Source organism: Microbulbifer litoralis (assembly GCF_023634065.1).
GTDB lineage: Bacteria > Pseudomonadota > Gammaproteobacteria > Pseudomonadales > Cellvibrionaceae > Microbulbifer > Microbulbifer litoralis.
Genome location: NZ_JALKCV010000001.1, coordinates 191,665 through 213,107, shown reverse-complemented (window position 1 = coordinate 213,107; position 21,443 = coordinate 191,665). Strand labels below are relative to the sequence as shown.

Annotated in this window: 19 protein-coding genes and 1 tRNA gene; 6 read left to right on the top strand and 14 right to left on the bottom strand. The window is 65.2% G+C overall.

What is annotated here, in order from left to right:
- Positions 1-57: 57 nt before the first annotated feature.
- The 8 genes from ychF to MWN76_RS00790 form a co-directional block, all read right to left on the bottom strand.
- Positions 58-1,149, bottom strand: a complete 1,092-nt coding sequence (gene ychF / locus MWN76_RS00825) for a redox-regulated ATPase YchF (protein WP_250458588.1) — start codon at positions 1,147-1,149, stop codon at positions 58-60.
- A 72-nt stretch (positions 1,150-1,221) separates the two neighbouring features.
- A complete protein-coding gene (gene pth, locus MWN76_RS00820) occupies positions 1,222-1,857 on the bottom strand; it encodes an aminoacyl-tRNA hydrolase (RefSeq protein WP_250458586.1) in 636 nt (211 codons plus the stop codon).
- A gap of 11 nt (positions 1,858-1,868) precedes the next feature.
- Complete coding sequence (locus MWN76_RS00815) at positions 1,869-2,501, bottom strand: 50S ribosomal protein L25/general stress protein Ctc (protein ID WP_250458585.1); 633 nt, start codon at positions 2,499-2,501, stop codon at positions 1,869-1,871.
- Between the two features lie 640 nt (positions 2,502-3,141).
- Positions 3,142-4,071 (bottom strand): ribose-phosphate pyrophosphokinase, encoded by a 930-nt coding sequence (locus MWN76_RS00810; protein WP_284500033.1) that lies wholly within the window; start codon positions 4,069-4,071, stop codon positions 3,142-3,144.
- Between the two features lie 155 nt (positions 4,072-4,226).
- Positions 4,227-4,301 (bottom strand) — tRNA-Gln (locus MWN76_RS00805).
- A 21-nt stretch (positions 4,302-4,322) separates the two neighbouring features.
- The gene (gene ispE / locus MWN76_RS00800; RefSeq protein WP_250458583.1) at positions 4,323-5,195 is read right to left on the bottom strand and encodes a 4-(cytidine 5'-diphospho)-2-C-methyl-D-erythritol kinase; all 873 of its coding nucleotides are present in this window, start codon (positions 5,193-5,195) and stop codon (positions 4,323-4,325) included.
- Positions 5,196-5,281: 86 nt separating this feature from the next.
- The gene (gene lolB / locus MWN76_RS00795) at positions 5,282-5,917 is read right to left on the bottom strand and encodes a lipoprotein insertase outer membrane protein LolB (protein WP_250458582.1); all 636 of its coding nucleotides are present in this window, start codon (positions 5,915-5,917) and stop codon (positions 5,282-5,284) included.
- Between the two features lies 1 nt (position 5,918).
- Complete coding sequence (locus tag MWN76_RS00790; RefSeq protein ID WP_250458581.1) at positions 5,919-7,703, bottom strand: tetratricopeptide repeat protein; 1,785 nt, start codon at positions 7,701-7,703, stop codon at positions 5,919-5,921.
- 263 nt (positions 7,704-7,966) lie between these two features.
- On the opposite strand from MWN76_RS00790, the gene hemA reads away from it, so the two are divergent.
- From hemA to MWN76_RS00770, 4 genes are all read left to right on the top strand, one after another.
- Positions 7,967-9,229, top strand: a complete 1,263-nt coding sequence (gene hemA, locus MWN76_RS00785) for a glutamyl-tRNA reductase (protein ID WP_250458580.1) — start codon at positions 7,967-7,969, stop codon at positions 9,227-9,229.
- A 6-nt stretch (positions 9,230-9,235) separates the two neighbouring features.
- Positions 9,236-10,318, top strand: coding sequence for a peptide chain release factor 1 (prfA, locus tag MWN76_RS00780; protein ID WP_250458579.1), 1,083 nt, complete (start codon positions 9,236-9,238; stop codon positions 10,316-10,318).
- Positions 10,319-10,370: 52 nt separating this feature from the next.
- On the top strand, positions 10,371-11,201 hold the full coding sequence (prmC, locus tag MWN76_RS00775) for a peptide chain release factor N(5)-glutamine methyltransferase (RefSeq protein WP_250458578.1): 831 nt from the start codon (positions 10,371-10,373) through the stop codon (positions 11,199-11,201).
- Positions 11,202-11,281: 80 nt separating this feature from the next.
- Entirely contained in the window at positions 11,282-12,187 is a 906-nt protein-coding gene (locus tag MWN76_RS00770) for a cation diffusion facilitator family transporter (RefSeq protein WP_250458576.1), read from the top strand.
- 156 nt (positions 12,188-12,343) lie between these two features.
- Here MWN76_RS00770 and MWN76_RS00765 read toward each other — a convergent pair whose 3' ends face one another.
- Both MWN76_RS00765 and MWN76_RS00760 read right to left on the bottom strand, forming a co-directional pair.
- Positions 12,344-14,056 (bottom strand): succinylglutamate desuccinylase/aspartoacylase domain-containing protein, encoded by a 1,713-nt coding sequence (locus MWN76_RS00765; RefSeq protein WP_250458574.1) that lies wholly within the window; start codon positions 14,054-14,056, stop codon positions 12,344-12,346.
- Positions 14,057-14,148: 92 nt separating this feature from the next.
- Positions 14,149-15,498, bottom strand: coding sequence for an MATE family efflux transporter (locus tag MWN76_RS00760; RefSeq protein ID WP_250458572.1), 1,350 nt, complete (start codon positions 15,496-15,498; stop codon positions 14,149-14,151).
- Between the two features lie 105 nt (positions 15,499-15,603).
- On the opposite strand from MWN76_RS00760, the gene MWN76_RS00755 reads away from it, so the two are divergent.
- Together MWN76_RS00755 and rhlB are read left to right on the top strand one after the other, a co-directional pair.
- Complete coding sequence (locus tag MWN76_RS00755; protein ID WP_250458570.1) at positions 15,604-16,206, top strand: HvfX family Cu-binding RiPP maturation protein; 603 nt, start codon at positions 15,604-15,606, stop codon at positions 16,204-16,206.
- 57 nt (positions 16,207-16,263) lie between these two features.
- Positions 16,264-17,745: an ATP-dependent RNA helicase RhlB gene (gene rhlB, locus MWN76_RS00750; protein WP_250458568.1), complete on the top strand. Its 1,482-nt coding sequence runs from the start codon at positions 16,264-16,266 to the stop codon at positions 17,743-17,745.
- Positions 17,746-17,865: 120 nt separating this feature from the next.
- Here rhlB and MWN76_RS00745 read toward each other — a convergent pair whose 3' ends face one another.
- The 4 genes from MWN76_RS00745 to MWN76_RS00730 all read right to left on the bottom strand — a co-directional run bounded on the left by MWN76_RS00745 (position 17,866) and on the right by MWN76_RS00730 (position 21,431).
- Positions 17,866-18,450, bottom strand: a complete 585-nt coding sequence (locus MWN76_RS00745; protein ID WP_250458566.1) for a BON domain-containing protein — start codon at positions 18,448-18,450, stop codon at positions 17,866-17,868.
- Between the two features lie 4 nt (positions 18,451-18,454).
- The gene (locus MWN76_RS00740; protein ID WP_250458564.1) at positions 18,455-19,045 is read right to left on the bottom strand and encodes an SIS domain-containing protein; all 591 of its coding nucleotides are present in this window, start codon (positions 19,043-19,045) and stop codon (positions 18,455-18,457) included.
- Between the two features lie 87 nt (positions 19,046-19,132).
- On the bottom strand, positions 19,133-19,507 hold the full coding sequence (locus MWN76_RS00735) for a YraN family protein (RefSeq protein WP_250458563.1): 375 nt from the start codon (positions 19,505-19,507) through the stop codon (positions 19,133-19,135).
- Positions 19,494-21,431, bottom strand: coding sequence for a penicillin-binding protein activator (locus tag MWN76_RS00730; RefSeq protein ID WP_250458562.1), 1,938 nt, complete (start codon positions 21,429-21,431; stop codon positions 19,494-19,496). Before MWN76_RS00730 ends, MWN76_RS00735 begins: the two co-directional genes overlap by 14 nt.
- Positions 21,432-21,443 lie beyond the last annotated feature (12 nt).

Sequence of the window (21,443 nt, the reverse complement as noted above, 5' to 3'; positions counted from 1 at the left end):
CACGGCGCATCCTACTTGAGTCCCGAGTCCCGAGTCCCGAGTCCCGAGTCCCGGTCTTTAAACGTTGAAACGGAAGTGAATCACGTCGCCGTCTGCGACCACGTAATCCTTGCCTTCCAGGCGCCACTTGCCGGCGTCCTTGGCGCCGGCCTCGCCGTTGTTGGCGATGTAGTCGTCATAGCCGACCACTTCGGCGCGGATAAAGCCCTTCTCGAAATCCGTGTGAATCCGGCCCGCCGCCTGCGGTGCCGTAGCGCCCAGCGGGATGGTCCAGGCGCGCACTTCCTTGACGCCGGCGGTGAAGTAGGTGTGCAGGCCCAGCAGTTCGTAGCCGGCGCGGATCACGCGGTTCAGGCCCGGTTCGTCCATGCCCAGCTCTTCCAGGAACTCCTGTTTCTCGTCGTCTTCCAGTTCGGCAATTTCCGCTTCCAGCTTGTTGCAGATGGGCACCAGCACTGCGTTTTCCTCCGCGGCGATGGCAGCCACCGCGTCCAGGTGCGGGTTGTTCTCGAAACCGTCCTCGTCGACGTTGGCGATATACATGGTGGGTTTCAGGGTCAGCAGGCTCAATTCGCGCAGGGCTGCCTGGTCTTCTCCGGACAGGCCGAAGGAGCGCAGCGGTTTGGCTTCATCCAGGTGCGGCTGGATCTTCTCCAGCAGCGCTTTCATCTTGATGGCGTGCTTGTCCTGGCCCTTGGCGGCGCGGGTGAATCGCTGCAGGGCCTTTTCCACGGTATCCAGGTCTGCCAGCGCCAGTTCGGTGTTGATGACCTCGATGTCCGATACCGGGTGCACCTGGTTGGCCACGTGGATGACGTTGTCGTCTTCGAAGCAGCGCACCACGTGGGCAATGGCGTCGGTCTCGCGGATGTTGGCCAGGAATTTGTTGCCCAGGCCCTCGCCCTTGGAGGCGCCGGCAACCAGTCCGGCGATATCGGTGAACTCCATGGTGGTGGGGATCACTTTCTCCGGCTTGACGATCGCGGCCAGTTTATCCAGCCGCGGGTCCGGCACCGGCACCACGCCGGCGTTGGGCTCGATGGTACAGAAGGGGAAGTTCTCGGCGTCGATGCCGGCCTTGGTCAGGGCATTGAACAGCGTGGATTTGCCCACGTTGGGCAGGCCGACGATACCGCAAGTGAATCCCATAATTTGCTATCTCGATGATTGATCGCCTGCGAGGCAGGCTCCCACAGTGCCGGGAGCCGGCCCCGCAGGAGGTTAGGAGTTTTTCCCGGGTCCCGAGTCCCGGGTCCCGGGGCCCGGTTTTGAGTGGAGATCTTTCATGGCCGCGCCCCAGTCGCCGGCGGCGGCACCGGGCATTGCGTCGATGGCGCGGTCGATGGCTTCCGCCAGTTGTTCCTGCTCCTGTCTGGGCGCGCGCTGCAGGACGTAGTTGACCACTTCGCGGGCGTTGCCCGGGTGGCCGATGCCGAGGCGCAGTCGCATGAAGTCGCGGTTGTTGCCCAGTGCGGAGATGATGTCCCGCAGGCCGTTGTGCCCGCCGTGTCCGCCGCCGGCTTTCAGGCGCGCGGTGCCGGGGGGCAGGTCGAGCTCGTCGTGAGCGACCAGGATGGCCTCGGGAGGAATCTTGAAGAAGTGTGCCAGCGGGCCGACGGACTGGCCGCTGCGATTCATGTAGGTAGTGGGGATCAGCAGGCGGATATCCTGCCCGCCGATCCGTACCCGGCCGCTGAGGCCGTGGTACTTTTTGTCGGGCGCGAGCTGGCTGCCGTGACGGCTGGCCAGCTCGGTGACGAAGTCGGCACCGGCATTGTGGCGCGTCCGGTCGTATTCGGGGCCGGGATTGCCCAGCCCCACAATCAACTGGATTGGCGTGTCCGGTGCCTTGGCCAAAATAGTGCGCCTTACTCTTCGCCGCTTTCGCCTTCTGCTTCCTCACCCTCGGCTTCGGCTTCAATGGCGCCGCGGGGCTTGTGTACGGAAGCAACAACCAGGTCGTGGTCTTCGCCGTGGGTCAGGTCCACGGATTCCACGCCTTGCGGCAGTTTGACGTCGGAGATGTGCAGTACGCCGTCCATGTCCAGGTCGGCCAGGTCCACTTCGATGAACTCCGGCAGTTTGGAGGCGGGGGCACTGATTTCCAGTTCGGTCAGGGTGTGGGAGACGATGCCGCCGGCCTTGACGCCTTTGCAGGTTTCTTCATTCAGGAAGTGCAGCGGCACTTTGATGTGAACCTTGGTGTTGGCGGAAACGCGCTGGAAGTCCAGGTGGTAAATGATCTGCTGGGACGGGTGACGCTGCAGGTCGCGCAGGATGACCTGCTCTTTCTTGCCGTCTACGTCCAGGTTCAGCACGGAGGAGAAGAAAGCTTCGCTCTCCAGGGCTTTCCACAGTTCGCGGGCCAGTACGGAGACGGATTGCGGCTCGGCCTTGCCACCGTAGATGATGCCGGGTACGCGACCGTTGCGACGCAGGCGGCGGCTCGCACCTTTCCCTTCGTCGCTGCGGACGCTGGCGTTCAGTTTGATATCAGACATGGGTTAAACCTCGGGTTGTCTGCCCAGGGCGACCTGCGACCGGAACGCCCTGGCGTTGTTGCAAATCGGGCCGGGATCATCGCGGGCCCAATAGTAAGCGCCCGGCAGAGCTGCCGGGCGGGCGCGTATTCTACGGGAATTGGTGGGAGGGCGCCAGTGGGGCGAATCCTGTGTTCGCCCTGCTTGTTAGAGTCGCTCGGGCAGTGGCGGTGAGAGAGCTCAGTGGCGGCGCTGCTACCGGTAGCGGTCTGCCAGACACGCTGTGAATACATCCCTGTACGCTCTTAATCGACATCCCTGTCTCATAAGGTCTGGCAGACCGCTACCGATATCAGCGCCTTCTCATCGGCTTTGGCGTTTTTTACGGGCCTTAAGCGAGGGCGCGAAAAGAATAGTGAGGCCAATGTGAAGGCTCTGCTGCCGGGGAAGCTTTCGGGACTGTCTGCGAGAGGGGCCTCGCGGACAAGCCTCCAAAGATGGATTAACGGGGGGCGCCTAGCTCGTGTCCCACAAGTAGCTCCCGGCAGCAGGGCCGCCACGGAGCCAGCTTAATCGCACCATTCCGGGTATCGAAATGCCCCAATCAAAAGGGCGAACACAGGGTTCGCTCTTATGTGAAGAGGGAGGGAGTTCTCCCCGGTCAGCGGAACATCGCCGACAGCGATTCCTCGTTGCTGATGCGGCGCACGGATTCGGCCAGCATGGCGGACAGGGTCAGCTGGCGGATCTTGGGGGCCTGTTCCATCTTGTCGCCGAGCGGGATGGAGTCGGTGACCACCAGTTCATCCAGCACCGAGTTGTTCAGGTTGTCGATCGCCTTGCCGGACAGCACCGGGTGGGTGCAGTAGGCGATGACTTTCTTGGCGCCGTGGTCTTTCAGGGCATTGGCGGCGTTGCAGAGGGTGCCGGCGGTGTCGACCATGTCGTCCACCAGCAGGCAGGTGCGGTCGTTGACTTCGCCGATGATGTTCATCACCTCGGCCACATTGGCGGCCGGGCGGCGCTTGTCGATGATCGCCAGGTCGCACTCCAGGCTCTTGGCCACGGCGCGGGCGCGTACCACGCCGCCGATATCCGGGGAGACCACCACCAGGTCCTCGTAGTTCTGGCGCTCGATATCGTCCAGCAGCACCGAGGAGCCGTAGACGTTGTCCACCGGCACATCGAAGAAGCCCTGGATCTGCTCTGCGTGCAGGTCCACGGTCAGGACCCGGTCGATGCCCACGCTGACCATCATGTCCGCCACCACCTTGGCGGAGATCGGCACCCGCTGGGAGCGGACGCGGCGATCCTGGCGGGCGTAGCCGAAGTAGGGCACCACCGCGGTGATGCGGCCGGCGGAGGCGCGGCGCAGGGCGTCCACCAATAGGATCAGCTCCATCAGGTTGCGATTGGTGGGCTGGCAGGTGGACTGGACCACGAAAACGTCGCGGCCGCGCACGTTATCGGTGATTTCTACTGCAATCTCGCCGTCGGAAAAGCGCTTGACCACCGCTTCGCCCATGGGGATCGCCATATGGTCGACAATTTTCTGTGCCAGTTCCGGGTTTGCGTTACCGGTAAAGACCATCAAGTCAGCCACTGCGAGTTCCTTTGGTTTCGTTTATACAAAAGGGTGAAAGGTAGTTTAGATGCCCGTGTTTGTGAAAGCTGTATAGGTATAGTGCGCAGTACACCTTTTGCTGTTTGCGACACAGGCGGTCGCGTAAGGATAGAGTCGGGAAATGGCTGGGGCGGTAGGATTCGAACCTACGCATGACGGGATCAAAACCCGCTGCCTTACCGCTTGGCTACGCCCCAGCATCATTGCGCCGATACCTTTCAGGCTCCGGCTGCAATTTTCGCGAGTTGGCGATGGGCTGGGGATTGCTGTACCCCGGTGGCGACAAAGCCACGCCATCTGTCCGGCAGGTCTGCAAGTGCCTCTGCGGCTGCAGTTGCCGAATCGAACGCTGCGAATACGCAGGCCCCGGTACCGGTCAGTTGCGCCCTGGCAAACTGTTGCAGCCACTCTCTGGTCGCGCGGATTTCCGGGTAGAGGTGTTCGACCAGTGCCTGACAATCGTTGCCCGAATGCTGTTCAAGCCAGCGACTGTCGAGCCGCCCCTCACGAAGGTGCGGTAATGTAATTGCGGCGGAATCTCTTGTCAAACCCGGATGGCCGAATACCGCTGCGGTGCTCACGGAACAGTCGGGCATCACCACCAGGTAGTGGTGTCTTGCGGTTTCCACCGGTGTCAGTTGTTCGCCGACACCTTCCGCCCAGGCGGTATGCCCGCGCACAAAGACGGGCACATCCGCACCCAGCGCGCGGCCGAGTTGCGCCAGCCTGTCCAGTGACAGATTGCACTGCCAGAGTTGATTGAGGCCCAGCAGCGTGGTCGCCGCATCGCTGCTGCCGCCGCCGATGCCGCCGCCGTGGGGCAGTTTTTTCTGCAGTGTGATATGGACGCCGCTGCGGCAGCCGCTCTCCGCCTGCAGCAGGCGCGCGGCGCGATAGACCAGGTTCTGTTCCAGCGGTATATCGAGCGCGCCCGCCTGCACACTGACTGCGTCGTCGTGGCGCAATTCAAACGCGAGTTCATCGCCCCAGTCCAAAAGCTGGAACAGCGTCTGCAGTTCGTGGTAGCCGTCCGGCCGGCGGCCGATGATGCGCAGGATCAGGTTGAGTTTGGCGGGGGCGGGCAGAAGCATGATGTGGAAGCGGAATGATGAATGCGGAGTGCAGAATATAAACGTTCGCGAGCCATTCCGCATTCATCATTTATTGTTCCGCATTGTCAAAAGACCCATTCCTTGATCACCAGTGTCACCTTCACCGGCCCCGCTGCCTGGTTGCTGGTGGCCTTGATTTTGGTGGGCAGTACGTAGGGGCCGCGACTCTCGTAACCGCTGAAATTCAGTATCCAGCCGGCCTGCTGCAGGCTCTGCAGTTGGCCGCTGGCGTTGCGCTGTTCGCTGGCGTCGCCACCGGGGGCGACCAGGCCGCGGACCCAGTAGTACATTTCATCGATCGGCAGTGGCCAGCCCAGGGTCTGCATGGTCAGTTGTGCCGGGCTGCGGGCGTGTACCGGCGGCTCGTCGCCGCGCTGCAGGCTGACCCCGGCGGGGCTGCCGCTGATCACCGTGGCGCCGGCGCCCAGGGGGCCGCTCAGGTGGATGCGGTAGCTGGGGGAATTCTGCTGCTCCCAGGTCAGGTTGGCACTGCCGCTGTCCTCCGGCGCGCGCACGCCGATCTTGCCCTTGATGGTCCAGCGCTGCAGCTGCTCCACTGACGGTTGCTCCGCCGATGGCTGTTCCGCCGGGGCGGGTGCGGATGGTTCGGGCTTCTGGCTGCTACAGGCGGCCAGAAGCAGGGCGAAGCAGCCGAGCAGCAGTTTCGCCCCGCGGGGGAGTTTCCGCACGAGTTCCGTCATTTCAAGATTCCGATGCATGCTGTTCCAGTGACTCATTGATTTGCAGGCGCTTCATCGCGGCGGGGATGATCTTGCTCTGCGGGTTCTTCTCCAGGCCGTCGCGCCACACCTGCATGGCCCGGTCGCGGTAGCCCTGGACCCAGAGAACCTCTCCCAGGTGTGCGGCTATCTCGTGATCGGGCAGTTTTTCCAGCGCCTTCTCCAGGTGCTTGACCGCCTCGCCGTGGTTGCCGAGACGGTACTGTACCCAGCCCATGCTGTCGATGATTGCCGGGTCGTCGGGCCGCAGTTCCAGCGCCTTGGTGATCAGTTTGTGGGCTTCGTCCAGGCGCTCCTCGTCCTCGATCAGCTTGTACCCCAGGGCATTGAGGATGGTGGGGTTGTCGGGATCCTGCTGCAGCAGCTTGCGCATGCCGCGCTCGAACGCATCACTGTTGCCCAGCCGCTCGTTGACCAGCGCGCGGGCATAGATCAACCGGCCGCTGTCGGCGTGTTCCCGCACCGCCTGGTCGAGCAGCGCCAGGGCGCGCTGCTGGTGATCGTGTTCCTGCAGCAGTTTGACTTCCATCAGGTAGAAGTGTTCAGACTGCTCCGGGTGGCGCTGGCGCAACTCGGCAAACCAGTTACTGTTGTCCCGCTCGCGACCGCTCGTCGCCAGCAACTGGGTGCCGCGGGTAATGGCCGGTACATAGTCGCTGCCCGGTTCCACCTGCTTGAAGTGGGCCACGGCGGTGTCGGTGTCATTGGCGCGGTCGGCGATGCCGCCGAGGTAGAAGTGTGCCGCGGACTCGTGCTCGCCCAGTGCCAGCAGTCGCTCGAACAGGGGTTTGGCCTCGCTGTAGTTGTGCGTTTCGAAACGGATCAGCGCCAGCGACAGGATCATGTTGGCTTCGCGGGGGTGCTGCTTGACCAGCTCGGTAAATTCCCGCTGCGCCGCGTCCAGGTCCTCGCGGATCAGCAGGCGCGCGTACTGCAGGCGGATACGGCTCTCGTCCGGGTAGATGCTGACCAGTTTCTCCAGCAGTGCCAGTGCCTCGTCGCGCTTTCCCTGGTCGACGAGGATATGGCTCTCGAGCAGTGGCGCGTCCTGGTTGTCCGGGTGCTGTTCCTGCACGCGCCGCACCAGGGCCAGGGCGCGGGGGTAGTCCTCGGCGGCGCGCAGCATCATCGCGTGGGCCAGCGCCACTTCGCCGTTGTCCGGATACTGTTCCGCCAGCTGCGCGAATTCGGGCAGCATGGCATCGGTCAGCTCGCGGTTGGAAGTGGCGGTCGCGGCCAGGGATTGCAGCGGTGCATCGCCGCCCAGTGCCAGTGCCTTTCTGGCGTGCACCAGGGCGTCGTCCAGGTCGCCGGCCAGGGTCAGTTCGGCGGTGGCCGCCAGCTGTGCCTCCGGGTTTTCCGGTTCCAGTTGCACCCACAGCTGCGACGCGCGCAGCGCCGCCCGGCGCGCGTTGAGAAAGCGGGCGATGCGGGTGGCGCGGGCGGCGACACCGGCGTCCTGGGTGCGCTCCGCCTGGAAGTAATAGTTGGCCAGGGCCACGTCGTACTGCTCGCGATTGCCGGCCACTTCCGCTACCAGCAGGGTGTAGAAGGCATCGATGGGGAAGGCGCGGGTTTCCGGTTCACTGGCGTCGGTTACCGCGCTTTCCGCTGGCGGGGAACCGGCGGAGGCGAGCTGTTCCGGGGCCCGTTTCTGTTCCTGCTGGAGGGTACAGGCGCCGAGCAGCAGGCAGATGGCGGCACCCAGCAGCGGGCGGGAGCGGTGGCTGTTTGTGGCTGAGAACATAGGGGCGTGTCCATACGTTGACGCCGCGCGGGCCTTTGCGCGGGGTTGCGGTTTATCGTCGAATGGGTACCTGTCATTCTAGTCGCGATTTCCACGCACAGCCGCGCCGGGGCTCCCGATTCCCCATCCCTGCGCGCAATTAAACCCGGCCCCGGGTGCCCCGAAACCCGGTCATGGGCCCAATTAAAGGCGCTCCCGACCTTGCAAGCCGTGCGGCCGACCGCGAAAATGCGCCCCCGACAAAGGAACGCCGACAGGAATCTATGCCAATCCTCGCCCTGGGTATCAATCACGACAGCGCGCCGGTGGAAGTGCGCGAGCGGGTGGCGTTTGCCCCGGAAGTGATGCCCGCTGCGCTGGCCGAGGCGCGCAGGGTGCTGGAATGCCCGGAGCTGGCCATCCTCTCCACCTGCAATCGCACCGAGATCTACGGCGAAGTGGCCCCGGAGCGGCTGCTGGACTGGCTGGCGGAGTACCACCGGGTGCCGCGTGAGCAGTTGGATACCTGCAGCTACAGCTATACCGACGAGGCCGCGGTGCGGCATATGATGCGGGTGGCCTGCGGGCTCGACTCGCTGGTCCTCGGCGAGCCGCAGATCCTTGGGCAGATCAAGTCTGCCTACGCGGTCGCGCGCGAGAGCGGCAGCGTCGGCAGCCTGCTGCACAGCATCTTCCAGCAGGTGTTCGCCGTGGCCAAAAGGGTGCGCACCGAGACCGCCATCGGCGAGAACCCTGTGTCCGTCGCCTACGCCGCCGTCTCCCTGGCGTCGCGGATCTTTACCGACCTGGGCAAGCAGACCGCGCTGCTGATCGGCGCCGGCGAGACCATCGAGCTGGTGGCGCGCCACCTGCTGGAGCAGGGCGTCGAGAAGCTGATCGTCGCCAACCGCACCCTGAACCGGGCCGAACAGCTGGCGGAGAACTTTGGCGCCGAACCGATCCTGTTGGCGGATATTCCCGACTACCTGCCGCGGGCGGATATCGTCATCAGCTCCACCGCCAGCCAGTTGCCGATCCTGGGCAAGGGTGCGGTGGAGTCGGCGCTGCAGCAGCGCCGCCACAGCCCGGTGTTCATGGTGGATATTGCCGTGCCGCGGGATATCGAGCCCCAGGTGGGCCAACTGGACGACGTCTATCTCTACACCGTCGACGACCTGCGCGGCGTCATCGACGAGGGCCGCCGCTCGCGGGAAAAGGCCGCAGAGGCCGCCCACGAGATCGTCGAGGCCGCGGCGGCGGAATTCATGCGCGAGCGCCGCTCGCTGGGTGCCGTGGATGTCATCCGCAGCTACCGTCAGCAGGCCCAGTCGCTCAGCGACGGCGAGCTGGAGCGCGCGCTGCAGCAACTGGACAAGGGCGGCGACCCGCGGCGCCTGCTGGAACAGCTGGCGCGCTCGCTGACCAACAAACTGATTCACGCCCCCACGGTCAGCCTCAAGCGCGCGACCGCCGAGGGCGATCCGGAGCGGCTGCGCCTGGCGCGGGAAATCGTCGGCCTGGAGCCGCCCACCGAACCTGAGAAATAAAAACGGATGAAAGACTCGCTACTGAACAAGCTGGAAAACCTGGTGGAGCGCCACGAGGAGGTGTCCGCACTGCTCGGCGATCCGGGTGTGATCGGCGACCAGGACCAGTTCCGCGACCTGTCCCGCGAGTACTCCGAACTGGAAGAAGTGGTCCAATGCTATGGCCGCTACCGCCAGGTGCAGGAGGACATGGCCGCGGCGCGGGAGATGCTCGACGAGAGCGATGCGGAAATGCGCGAGATGGCGCAGGAGGAACTGCGCGAGGCGGAGGCGCAACTGGCACCGCTGGAGCGCGAACTGCAGGCACTGCTGTTGCCGCGCGACCCGAACGACCGCAAGAACGTGTTCCTCGAGATCCGCGCCGGCACCGGCGGCGACGAGGCCGCGATCTTCTCCGGCGACCTGTTCCGCATGTATTCCCGCTACGCGGAAAAACAGGGCTGGCGCATCGAGATCATCAGTGAGAACCCCGGTGAACACGGCGGCTACAAGGAAATCATCACTCGCGTGTCCGGCGACGACGTCTACGCGCGGCTGAAATTCGAGTCCGGCGCCCACCGTGTGCAACGGGTGCCGGAAACCGAGTCCCAGGGCCGCATCCACACCTCCGCCTGTACCGTGGCGGTGATGCCGGAACCGGACGAGCGCGACGCGGTGGAGATCAGCAAGTCGGACCTGCGTGTGGACACCTACCGCGCCTCCGGCGCCGGCGGCCAGCACGTGAACAAGACGGATTCCGCCGTGCGCCTGACCCATATTCCCACCGGCATCGTGGTCGAGTGCCAGGACGAGCGCTCCCAGCACAAGAACCGCGCCAAGGCCATGGCACTGCTGCAGGCCAGGCTGTCCAGTGAGCAGGAAGCCGCCGCGGCGCGGGAGATCTCCGACGCGCGCAGGAACCTGGTGGGCAGCGGCGACCGCTCGGAGCGCATCCGCACCTACAACTTTCCCCAGGGCCGCGTCACCGACCACCGCATCGGCCTGACCCTGTACAAGCTGGATGAAGTCATGCAGGGTGGTTTGGCAGAGGTGATCGAGCCGCTGCGCACCGAGCACCAGGCGGATCAGTTGGCGGCACTGGGGCAATGACGATTTTGCCCCTCTCCATCTGGACGAGGGGCCGGGGGAGAGGGAATCCGAAATGGCCACCATCAAACAGAACCTCGCCCGCAGCGCCGGACTCGAGGGCAGCGACAGCGCCCGCCTCGATACCGAGCTGCTGCTCGCCCACTGCGTCGGCCGCGACCGCACCTGGCTCTATACCTGGCCCGAGTACGAACTGGCGCAAGCCGAACAGCGCGCGTTCGATACGCTGTTCGAGCGCCGCGAAAACGGCGAGCCGGTGGCGCACCTGCTGGGCGAGCGGGAGTTCTGGTCGCTGCCGCTGAAAGTCGATGCCTCCACGCTGATCCCGCGACCGGAAACCGAGCTGCTGGTGGAGACGGCACTGGAGTTCTGCCCCGCAGAAAAACTGCGCGCGCTGGACCTGGGCACCGGCACCGGCGCCATCGCGCTGGCCCTGGCCAGTGAAAGGCCGGGTTGGCAGGTGCTGGCTGCGGAAAAGTCCGCGCAGGCCGCAGCGCTGGCCGAGGAAAACCGCCGCGCGCTGGGGCTCGACAATGTGCAGGTATTGCAGAGCGACTGGTTTGCACAGATAGCCCCACAGGAATTCGAGCTGATTGTCAGCAACCCACCCTATATCGATGCCGAGGATCCACACCTGGACGAGGGGGATGTGCGCTTCGAGCCGCGCTCGGCGCTGGTGGCGGATCGCGGGGGGCTGGCCGATATCGAGAGGATCGCGCGAAAAAGCCGGCGCTACCTGAAGACCGGCGGTTGGCTGATGCTGGAGCACGGCTGGCAGCAGGCCGAAGCGGTTCGCGGAATCCTGGCTGCGGCCGGTTTCAAGCGTATCGAGAGCCGCAGGGACTTGTCCGGCTGGGAGCGCTTGACCCTGGGGCGGCACAAGTGAATGACCGGCAGACCGGAATGGCCGCTCCCGATATTCGATCCGCCTGTCGCTATTTCGTGATTTTCTGAAGGACTCCCGCCATGCACGACCACGTCCACCACCGCCGCGGCAACGGCCATCTGCGCCCCCTGGTCTGGGGCCTGGTCATCACCCTGGCATTCGCGATGGTGGAGGCCATTGGCGGCTGGGTGTCCGGTTCACTGGCGCTGATGGGGGACGCCGGGCATATGGCCACCGATGCGCTGTCGCTGGCCCTGGGCGCGGTGGCGGCACTGCTGGCACAGAAGCCGGCGGACCGGGAGCTGTCGTTCGGCTGGGGGCGCGCGGAAGTGCTGGCGGCGATTGTCAACGCGGTATTCATGCTGCTGATCGTGGCCGCTATCACCTATGCCGCGATCCACCGCCTGCAGGATCCGCAGCCGGTCAAGGGCGGCACCGTCATGCTGATCGCGCTGGTCGGCCTGCTGGTCAATGTGCTGGTGGCCTGGACCCTGCACCGGGGCGAACAGACGCTGAATATCCGCGGCGCGCTGCTGCACGTAATGGGAGACCTGTTGGGCTCGGTGGCGGCGCTGGTCGCCGGTGCGGTGATCTATTTTACCGGCTGGACGCCGATCGACCCGCTGCTGTCGCTGCTGATCTGCATCCTGATCCTGGTTTCCAGTATGCGCCTGTTGCGCGATGCGGTGGACGTGCTGATGGAGCGGGTACCGAGGGAACTGAGCCTGCCGGTAGTGGGCGAAACCATGGCCGCTGTCGACGGTGTGCGCTCGGTGCACGACCTGCATATCTGGCGCCTCGATTCCAGGTTCATTTCCCTGTCCGCGCATATTGTCGTCGACGACCTGCCGGCCTGGCCGGCGGTACTGGAACGGCTGCGCGAGACGCTGATCCTACGCTTCGATATCGAACATATCACCCTGCAGCCGGAACCGATTTCGATGGGCAACCAGCCGCTGGCGACGATCAGTGAACCGGAAAAATAGCGGCGCATTGGTATTATCCCAATGCGTTGTATCGCATTAACGTCATGCCAGAATAGGTCTCGTCCTGTGCCGGGTGCAGGACCGCTCCAATGCTTGCCAAGTCCCCGTGCAACCTAATCTTCCAGGCCTCAATTTGACTCAGCGGCATCACACCACTTATTCATCATCACTCTCGGCGTCGTGCACCTCGGCCTCCGGGGCGCCCTCATCGGTGGGCGGTGCCTCGGAGGCGTCCGCCGGCGGTTCACCGCCATTCGCATCCGGCTGTGTTGTTGCCGGTTCACTTTCCGCGGTCACTTCCTCCGGCTGGCTGATCTGTTCCTGCGGCGCCTGGATGCCGATGTGGTAGGCGGCGAAACCGGGTTGCACCACCTGGTTCATGGCCATGCCCAGGATGCGGCCGTTGTATTGCGAGCGGATTTCCTTGCGCACATTGGTGATCGGGTTGGTGACGGTGCCGAGCAGGTCGCCCTTGCGCACGAACTCGCCCAGTTCCACTTCACTGAAAATGATGCCGCCGGTGGTGGCGCGCTGCCAGGTGGAGTTGTAGTAGACGGGTTCCGGATCGCCCCAGAGGCGGAACTTGCTGACCATTTCCAGCTGGTTCAGCAGCGTGCGGATGCCCTTGACGCTGTGGCTCACGGAGCGCTCGTCCAGCACCATCGGCGCGCCCGCCTCCAGTGTCACGGTGGGAATGCCGGCCTCCACCGCGGAGCGTCGCAGGGTGCCGCTGGCGCCGTCGCTGTGCAGCACTACGGTCGAGCCGAAGCCCTTGGTCAGCTTGACCACCTTGGGATTGGTGAGGTCGGCCCGCAGCTGTGGCAGGTTGGTGCGATAGAAAGAGCCCGTGTGCAGGTCGACAATCGCGTTGCAGTGCTTGACCACTTCGTTGAAAAACGAATAGGCGATACGCGAGGCCGAGGAGCCGTCCGGGTGCCCGGGAAAGTGCCGGTTCAGGTCGCGCCGGTCGGTCAGGTAGCGGGAACCGCGGTGGAATCCCTGCAGGTTGACGATGGGTACGCCGATCACCGCGCCGTGCAGCTTTTCCTTGTCCAGGTTGTACATGACCCGACGCACCGTCTCGATACCGTTCAGTTCGTCGCCGTGGATGGCCGCGGTCAGGCACAGGGTCGGGCCCGGATGGGCGCCGTTGACCACCAGCACCGCGGTGGCGCTGTAGACGCCCTCGAAATGCTGGCTCGGCGACCAGGCCAGGCGGGTGGAGGTGGCGGGAGCGACTTCGGAACCGAGCAGGCGCAGCGGCTTGGCGGTCTCCGGCTCGCTCTGCTGCTCCCCATCCGCTTCCGCGGGTTTCTGCGCGGCTGCGGTGTCGCCGCTATCCGCCGGCGCAGGCTGTTCGGGTTGCGGCTGCCGATCTTCAACCACCGGCTGGTCCAGTTCCAGGTTTTCCGCCTGCGGTACCGGTTCCCGATCCGCGCTATCCGCTTCGTCGCTAGGGGCGCTGTCATCCGCCGCTGCGGGTGTTTCGGTTGTTTCCTCCACCAGCGGTTGATCCAGCTCCAGGTTCTCCGCCTGTGGCACCGGCTTCTCATCGGCCGTCCCGGTTTCGCCCGTGGTGGTGTCGTCGCCGCTATCCGGGGCCGCATCGGGGGGTTCATCGTGCTCTCCGGCCAGCGGTTGATCCGGTTCCCGCCCTTCCGCCTTGGGCGCCGGCTTTTCGCCGTTGCTGTCGCCGTTCCCGCCCGGCTGTTTTGTGCTTGGTGTGCCCGCTTGCTCTTCCGCTTCCGGCACTTCGGTGTCCCGCGGCTCTGCGCTGCTTTCGGTCCAGCCGAATGCCGGTGCGGCCGCCAGCAACAAAGCGAAATACAGGGGGCGGCGGGTCTGGCTCAGGGGTGAGCGCGGATGCATGCGGTGACTCCAGATCGGAAAAACAGTGTGTTGGAAATTACGACGGGATTATAGCCAATGGGTTCCCGGGGGAATGCGTTGCAGTTGGCGAACTATGCGCTCAGCGTCTTGCGGCTTGTGCGCCACAAGCGCATGCCGAGCAGGATGGAGGCCACGCCGAGGCCGATACAGATACCGGTCCAGTAGCCGTAGACGCCCCAGAGATTTTCCCCCAGCCAGTAGGCGGACGTCAGGCCCACCAGCCAGTAGGAAAACAGCTGCAGGTACATGGGCACGCGGGTGTCCCGGTAGCCGCGCAGCGCGCCCCAGGCCATGGCCTGGGCCACATCCACCAGTTGGAAGGCGGCGCACAGCAGCAACAGGTTGGTGGCCACGGCGATGATATCCGCATTGGCGGTGTAGGCCTGGACAAACGGGTAGCGCAGCGCGATCAGCAGAACACCGGTGGCAAGCGCGTACAGCAGGCCGCTGCCGACACCCACCAGGCTGGCGAAGCGCGCCCGTTTCGGCCGCCCCTGGCCCAGCAGCTGGGCCACGCGAATACTCAGTGCCTGCGCCAGGGCCAGGGCCACCAGGTAGAAAATGGATCCGACATTGAGGCCTATCTGGTGGGCGGCGACGATGGTGGCACCGTAGGGCGCCAGCAGAATCGTCAGGCTGGCAAAAAAGGTGACCTCGCTGGCGGCGCCGACACAGATCGGCAGCCCCACGGCCAGCAGGTGGCGCTGGGTCGGCCAGTGGGGCTTCGGCGGCAGCGCTTTCAGTTCCAGTGCGCGGTAGGCGGGATCGTTGCCGGCGTGCCAGAACAGGGCCGCGGCGATGGACCAGCTCACCAGCGCCGTGGCCCAGCCACAGCCGGCGCCGCCCATGGCCGGAATCGGCCCGGCGCCGAACACCAGGATGATATCCAGCGGAATGTTCAGTACCGCCGCCGCCAGGTAGATCCGCATCACCGGACGTACCTGGCCCATGCCCTCGCAGTAGCCCCGCGCCGCGGTGCCCATGGCAAACGGCAGCGTGCCGGTGGCCAGTGCCAGCAGGTACTGTTGCAGTACCTGGCGCACCGGTTCCTCGGTGTCGATCCACTGGCTCCAGTAGGGTACTGCCAGCAGCGCGCCCACGATAACCAGGCCGATCACCAGTGCGATCCACAGGGCCTGCTGCAGTTGTTGTGCCGCGCCCCGTTCGTCCCGCCCGCCGCGCAGGTGGGCGACGATCGGCGAGACCGCCGCCAGCAGGCCCATGATTGTGACCGCGCAGACGGCCCAGATGCTGGATCCCAGCGCCAGTCCGGCCAGGTCCACCTCGCCGGCGCGGCCGGCGACGATGGTGTCGGTCACGCCCATGCTGACGACTGCCAGGTTGCTGACCACCAACGGGCCGCCGAGGGTGGCCAGGCGCGAGAGATCGGTGGCGATGGCCCGTCTGTATAGCTTGATCATTGGCAGGGGATTGTCCGCTGGGGTGGGCTATCTTGCAGGGATAGCAAAAAAACGGGCTGAATTATGGATGGCGAAACCGGGCGGTTCAATCGGTGGTACGGCTTCTTGCTGCGCGCGGTCCGCTCCGTGGATTGGCTGGCGCCGCTGTTGCTGCGGCTCTACCTGGCACCGATCTTTATCCTGTCGGGCCTGAACAAGCTGCGCGACATCGATACCGTCGCCGCCTGGTTCGGCAACCCGGACGGGGGGCTGGGACTGCCGGCGCCGCTGCTGATGGCCTGGCTCGCCACCCTGGCCGAGCTGCTGGGCGGTATCGCGCTGTTGCTGGGGCTGGGGGTGCGGCTGGCGGCGATCCCGCTGCTGGTGGTGATGGCGGTGGCCGCGGTCAGCGCCCACTGGCAGTACGGCTGGTCGGCGCTAGCGGACGACACCCTGGTGATGCCCTGGGAGTGGCGCCGGGACCTGATCGAGGAGGGCCTGGAGCGCAGGGCGAAGGCGGTGGAACTGCTGAAGGAGTACGGCCGCTACGAGTGGCTGACCGGGGCCGGCAATTTCACTGTGCTGAAGAATGGCATCGAGTTTGCCGCGACCTATTTCCTGATGTTGCTGACGCTGCTGACCACCGGTGCCGGGCGCTTCGTCAGCGTGGATTACTGGGTTGCCCGGCGCCGCGAAAATAACCATTCGGGTCGGCCACGAGTTAGATGATATACTCGCCGCCTATTTAATAATCACCTGAGCGAGTATTGGCCCTTGATAGGAAAGTTGTTTCGCAGATCCACCGACAAAGACGCGTCCACCCAGTCATCTCCCACAGCGGAGAAACCTGCCGGTTCGGAGAGCCGGGGCGAGAGCGCCGGGGACAAGTCCCGCCGCCGCGACAACCGGGGCGGCGCCGGCAGGGGTGGCAAGGGCAATAGCCGCACTCGCGGCAGGAGCGGCAAGCCCGCCGCGCCGCGCCAGCCCTGGTCCCTGGACCAGTTCCAGGTACCGGAGCAGGAGGGCAAGGTCCGCTTCCACGACCTGGACCTGCCGCTGGACCTGGTGCACGCCATCAGTGACCTGGGCTTCCAGTACTGCTCGCCGATCCAGGGCCGCTCGCTGCCGCACACGCTGAACGGTCACGACCTGGTGGGCAAGGCCCAGACCGGCACCGGCAAGACCGCCGCCTTCCTGATCACCATCATCGACGACCTGCTCAAGAACCCGTTCGAGGGGGAGCGCTACGCCGGCGAGGCGCGGTCGTTGATCATCGCGCCCACCCGCGAGCTGGTGATGCAGATCGCCGACGATGCCAAGGCCCTGTGCAAGTACACGGACCTGGAGATCCACACGCTGGTGGGTGGCATGGATTACCAGAAACAGCAGCGCAGGTTGAACGAGAGCCTGGTGGATATCCTGGTGGCCACGCCCGGCCGCCTGCTGGACTTCGCCAGCAATCGCGACTGCTTCCTGGACCAGGCGGAAATCCTGGTGATCGACGAGGCGGACCGCATGCTGGACATGGGTTTTATCCCGCAGGTGCGTCGCATCGTGCGCCAGACCCCGCGCAAGACCCACCGCCAGACGATGTTCTTCTCCGCCACTTTCACCCCCGAGGTCGATTCACTGGTGGATCAGTGGACCGAGGAGCCCGTCATCGTCGAGATCGAGCCGGAGCGGGTCGCCACCGACTCTGTCGAGCAGCACGTCTACCTGGCGGCGAGCGAGGAAAAGTACAAACTGCTGTACAACATCCTGCAGAGCGACGAGGTGGAGAGCCTGATCGTGTTCGCCAACCGCCGCGACCAGTGTCGCCGCCTGCACGAAAACCTGATTGCCCACGGTATTCCCGCCGGCCTGCTGTCCGGGGAGATTGCCCAGAACAAGCGCGTGCGCACGCTGGAGGATTTCAAATCCGGTGTGACGCGGGTGCTGGTGGCCACCGATGTGGCTGGCCGCGGTATCCATATCGACGGCATCAGCCACGTGGTCAACTTCACCCTGCCGGAAGAGCCCGAGGACTATGTGCACCGCATCGGCCGCACCGGCCGCGCGGGCAAGACCGGTACCTCCATCAGCTTCGCCTGTGAAGATGACGCCATGCGCCTGGAGCCGATCCAGGAGTTGCTGGGGGAAGCGCTCCGCTGTGAGCAGCCGCCGGAGGCACTGCTGGCGGAGCCGCCGAAGGTAAAGGTGAAGCGCAGCAGCGGCCCGGGTGGCGGCAAACGCGGCCCGCGTCGCGGCGGAAATCGCCCGCGGCATTGAAATCGGGCGCAGCCCGGACATAAAAAACGGAGGCATTGCCTCCGTTTTTTATGGTCGTCCCGTTTCGCCGGGGAGTAGCCTGCCCCGAGTCCCGAGTCCCGAGTCCCGAGTCCCGAGTCCTCAGTCGATATATTCCACCGCCTTCACCACCTTCTGCACCCCGCCGATGCTGCGGGTAACCTCTGCCGCGCGCTCGGCTTCGGCGCGGGTCAGCAGGCCCATCAGGTAGACGACACCATTTTCCGTGATGACCTTGATGCGGCCGCTGTCGACCTCCTCGTTGGCCAGCAGCACACTTTTCACCTTGGTCGTCAGCCAGGCGTCACTGCTGCTGGCGAGGAAGGAGACATTGCCGCGCACCTGAACCTCGTTGTATACCTGGCGCACATTCTGTATCTGTTGCGCGGTGCGCCCGGCGAGCAGGCGCAGCTCGTTGTCCTGCACCTGGCCGGTCAGCAACACCACGCCGTTGAATACATTGATGTTGATATTGGACGCTTTCAGGTCCGGGTGCGCCTTGTTGATGTTGACCGTGGTGATGGTCTCGATCTTGCGGTCATCCATATAGGTGCCGAAGGAGCGCTCGCCGGGGTCCTGTTCGATGGGGCCATCGTGTGTGGCTTCGAGCACGGTGGCGCAGCCAGACAGGGTTCCAGCCAGGAGCAGGGCGGTCAAAAGTCGGTTGATCATCGGTTTTTTTCTCATCGGTTCATTCCTCGTAGCCACCGAACAGGCTGTTGTCGATCAGGTCGCACAGGCAGAAAATGGTCAGCAGGTGCACCTGGTGTACCTCTGCTGCGACTTCAGACGGCACGCGGAGTTCAATGTCATCGGTATCCAACAGTGCGGCGCAGTTGCCGCCATCGCCACCGGTCAGGGCGAGAATGCCCATATCGCGATCGCGCGCCGCGCGCATGGCCTGTATCAGGTTGGAGTCGTTGCCATCACTGCTGACAATCACCAGCAGGTCCCCGGGCTGGCCGAGCGTGCGCACCGGCCTGGCAAAGGTTTCCGCGCGGCCGTGATTGTGCGCAACGGTGCCCAGCGTGGTGCCGTCGGCACAGAGCGCAATGGCGGGCAGGCCCGGTCTCTCGCGCTCGAAACCGCCCAGCAGCTGGGAGCAGAAACTCTGCGCGAGCGCACTGCTGACGCCGTTGCCACACAGCAGGAGCTTGTTTTCGCCCAGCAACGCGTGGACGATCATATCGCTGGCTTCGGCCACCAGGGGCGCCAGCAATTCGCCGGCGTTCATGGTGGCCTCGAGACTGCGATGAAATAGGGTTACGACTCGCTGTTCCATTGATTCCTTGATCGATTCCTTAAACGCCTTCGCAGGCCGGGTTATGCCGCTGCGGAAAAAGCCGCGCTGGGCCTGTGGGCCGCCTTGTCAGTGTGCACCGAAGGCGTCTTTAATCCACTGGATATTCGGCGTTTCGCCCTCCGCCGCTCCGTCTATGGCAACCACGTCGAAGCGGCAGGGGCAATCGGGTTTGTATCGCTGCAGGTAGCTGTCCGCGGTGGCCAGCAGCTTGCGCTGTTTGCGCGCGTCGACGGTGGCGCTGGCAGAGCCGTAGCGGCTGCTGCGGCGATAGCGCACTTCCACGAACACCAGTGTCTCGCCGTCCCGCGCTATCAGGTCGATTTCGCCGAAGCGACTGCGGTAGTTGCGGGCTTCGATCCTGAGGCCGGCCCGCTGCAGGTGGCGCGCGGCGGATTCCTCCATGCGCGCGCCCAGTTCGCCCGAAGGCTTAAAACGTTTCACGGTTCCCGGTCAGTTCGAGGTCCACGTCCACAGCCGGTGGTGTCCGGGGTTCCGCGGTGGTGACCGGCACCGGTGCACCCTTGTCGATACGGGCCCAGATCTGCTCGCGCACGATTCGGCCGTCGGCGGTCAGGCTCAGGGCGCCGGTCAGGCCGTGCACGCGCTGCTGCGGGAACTGGCGCAGCATCGGCAGCCGAGGATAGAGGCGGAAGGCGTCGGCGCCCAGCGCGTAGAGCCGCGCGAAGGCCGGCGCCGGCGACGCCTGCCGCTCGATATTCTGCTTGGTGCGGTTGCCGCTCTCGAACAGCCACGGCAGCGCGGTGAAGTGGATGCCATTCATGTCGCGGTCGCGGCCGCGATTGATATTGCCGTCGAATACCTGCGAGGTGGCGTAGATGGGCAGGTCGCCGGCATAGAAGAAGGTCAGCATCGGGTTGATCTGGCGCGCCTGCTGGGACTGGGCAAAGGTGACGATCATGTCCACATCGCCGCGGCGGCGCGGAACGAACTCCAGCGGTGCGGCCAGCTTGCGGCGCAGGGCGCTCTCGCGGGATTTGCTGTCCGGGATCAGCAGTGTCTCGCTGACCATCTTGGAGAAGTTGCTGTTGTCGTAGAAGGTACGGCTGACGCTGACACTGCCGCCAAGGCGCTCCCACTCGCGGCGAAATGCCTGCTCTCCGCGCTGGCCCCAGCCGGCGTCGGTGGCCAGGATCATTGCCTGGCGGTGGCCCTGGCGATAGGCGTGGCGGGCCACCTGGCGCGCCTCGTCCTCGATCGCGAGGCCGAATTGCACCAGGTCACCGGTGAGGCGGGCGCCGTCCTCCGCGCCGTCCGCGGCGTAGTTCAGCGCCAGCGTCGGCACCGGCAGCTTCTCGGTGGCCAGCAGGTTGGCGACCTTGCGCTTGTCCAGCGGGCCGACGATGGCCTGGGCGCCGTCGTCCACGGCACTCTGGTAGATCTCTTCAAACGGCCGCTCGCCGCCGGTGTCGTAGACCTGCACGTTCGGGGTCGGCGCACCGGCGTCCAGTGCGGTGTAGTAGGCGGCCATGAAGCCGTCGCGGATGGCACGGCCGGCGCTGCCCAGCGGGCCGGACAGCGGCAGCAGTACGGCGATGCGGTCCGGGCGTTGCGAGGCGAGCTGTTCCAGTAGGCGCAACGCCTCCGGCGGGTGGCTGGCGGCGCTGTGGTGCGGCCACTGCTGGCGCCAGCGATTGAGTGCGGTCAACTGCGAGCTGATATCGGTCTGGGTGTCGCGGCCGAGCAGGGCCAACTGGTACCAGCCGCGCATCTGCGGATCGATACTCTCGTCGGCGCGCTGGTGCAGCTCGCTGGATGGCAGTTGGGTCAGCAGCAGCCAGAAGTCGTCGTTGTTTGCGGCGATGTCCTCCTCGCTGGTGGCCATATCGGCGATCTGGCGGCGCTCGGCGATGGCGCTGTCCAGATCGCCCAGCAGCCCCCACAGGTCCGCGCGCAGGTCGCGCAGGGGCAGGGCGGTGTCCGCGGGCAGCCGCAGCCAGGTGTTTTCCAGGCGCGGCGCCGTGGCCAGGTCCAGGGCGCGGAAGAATTCGTCGTCGGCGGCCAGCAGGCTGCCGTAGACCTTGGCATAGCGGGCGTACTGGACGTCTTCCAGATGTTCCGGCTCGATTTGGGTAACGGCCTCTCTCGCGGTCGCGTTATCGCCCAGCTCGTATAGAATGGCCGCCGCCTGCAGCCGCCGCTGGTCGCGCAGCGGCGCCGGCAGCGCGTCGGCGCTGTGCAACAGGCGCACGGCATCGCTGCGGCTGGCGGTTCCGGAACCGGTTTGCACCGGTTGCGAGGCGTCGGGCCGCGGTGTCTGGGTCTGGCACGCGGCCAGGGCCAGGGCCAGGGCGCTGGCCGCCAGCCGGGTAATGATCGGGGTCGCGCGCCGGGACAGGGCGGACATACTGTTCTCCCG